The sequence below is a fragment of the Polaromonas sp. P1_G4 genome, from assembly GCF_056405475.1.
This window is the reverse complement of the sequence record NZ_JBFUCA010000700.1, coordinates 1-1,739: the sequence shown is the minus strand read 5'-3', so window position 1 is coordinate 1,739 and position 1,739 is coordinate 1. Positions and strand designations below refer to the sequence as shown.

Below are 1,739 nucleotides of genomic sequence, written 5' to 3'. Positions count from 1 at the left end.
CATGAAAGCCATGCGCACCATGCACGACCGCATGACGCGCGCAAAAACCCCCGAAGAACGTAGTGCCCTGATGGCTGAACACCACAAACTCATGCAGGAAGGCATGAGCATGATGGGTGGCATGGGCGGGATGATGGGCAACATGCAGGGCCCAGGCAACGACCCGGCCGCGCGCCAACAGATGATGGAAAAACGCATGGAAATGATGCAGTCCATGATGCAGATGATGATGGACCGCCTGCCTCCGGTTCCAGCCAAACCCTGAGTTTTACAGCGTCGCCAGGGGCGGAGCGCTGCGACTCCAGGAGATGCCAACGGCGGGCTTGACCTTTCCCCTATGGGAGGGTTTATCTTTCCTCGATGCCTGATTTTCAAGCCTGCAACGCGGGAAAGGATGCCCTTCATGAACCACGCCCACTCTCCTCACTCATCTCACTCATCTCAAGCTTCTCACGGGTCCAGCACGGCGGCCGTCGGCGCTGCAACGCCAACCGTCCATGGCGATACCACGGTGGCCGGCGGCACGGTCTATACCTGCCCCATGCATCCGGAAATCCGGCAGGATCACCCGGGCAATTGCCCGATCTGCGGTATGACGCTGGAGCCTGTCATGCCCAGCCTCGACGAGGATGAGAATCCGGAATTGCTATCTTTCACGCGCCGCTTCTGGTGRACGCTGCCGTTGAGCATGATGGTGACGGTCCTGGCCATGTTCGGCCACCAGCTCGGCTGGTTCGACATGACTGTCCAGAGCTGGATAGAACTGGTGCTGAGCCTGCCGGTCGTATTGTGGGCAGGCTGGCCCTTCTTTGTGCGTGGCGCGCAGTCAGTCGCCCACCGCAGCCCGAACATGTGGACCCTGATCAGCCTGGGAACAGGCGCGGCCTTTGCCTACAGCGTGGTCGCCACCCTCACGCCCGGTGTGTTCCCGGAGTCGTTTATTTCCATGGGCCGTGTAGCGGTTTACTTTGAGGCGGCGGCCGTGATCATTTCACTGACGCTGCTCGGCCAGATGCTGGAGCTGAAGGCGCGCTCGCAAACTTCCGCMGCAATCAAGTCATTGCTGGGGCTGGCGCCAAAAACCGCGCGGCGCATCAAGGCCGACGGCACCGAGGAAGACGTGCCGCTAACCCACGTGCACGTGGGCGACAGCCTGCGCGTGCGCCCCGGCGAAAAAGTGCCCGTCGACGGCGTCGTTACCGAGGGCGGCAGCGCCGTTGATGAATCGATGCTGACCGGAGAACCCCTGCCCGTGAGCAAGCGTCCGGGCGACAAGCTGATAGGCGCCACGCTCAACACCAGCGGCGCCCTGGTGATGCGCTCCGAGCGCGTCGGCGCGCAAACCATGCTGTCGCAAATCGTGCAGATGGTCGCGCTGGCCCAACGCTCGAAGGCACCCCTGCAGCGCATGGCCGACCAGGTTGCCGGCTGGTTTGTGATGGCCGTAGTGGCCGTGGCCGTGCTGACCTTTCTGGGATGGGGATTTTTCGGCCCGCAGCCGAGCTGGGTTTACGGCCTGATCAACGCGGTGGCGGTGCTGATCATCGCCTGCCCCTGCGCGCTGGGCCTGGCCACGCCGATGTCCATCATGGTCGCCACGGGCAAGGCGGCTGGCCAGGGCATTCTTTTCCGCGATGCGGCGGCGATTGAACACCTGCGCACCGTCGACGTATTGATCGTCGACAAGACCGGCACGCTGACGGCCGGCAAACCGGCGTTCGACCGCGCAGTTCCCGCAG

General features: G+C 63.2%; 1 protein-coding gene and 1 pseudogene. Both read left to right on the top strand.

Translation table 11 applies throughout. From position 1 onward, the window contains the following. Nucleotides 1–265: pseudogene (locus AC1D1X_RS22395) on the top strand (hypothetical protein); the annotation flags it as partial. A 138-nt stretch (nt 266–403) separates the two neighbouring features. Then, nucleotides 404–1,739 (top strand): HAD-IC family P-type ATPase (locus tag AC1D1X_RS22390; RefSeq protein WP_477699232.1); only part of this gene is annotated, 1,336 nt, incomplete at its 3' end.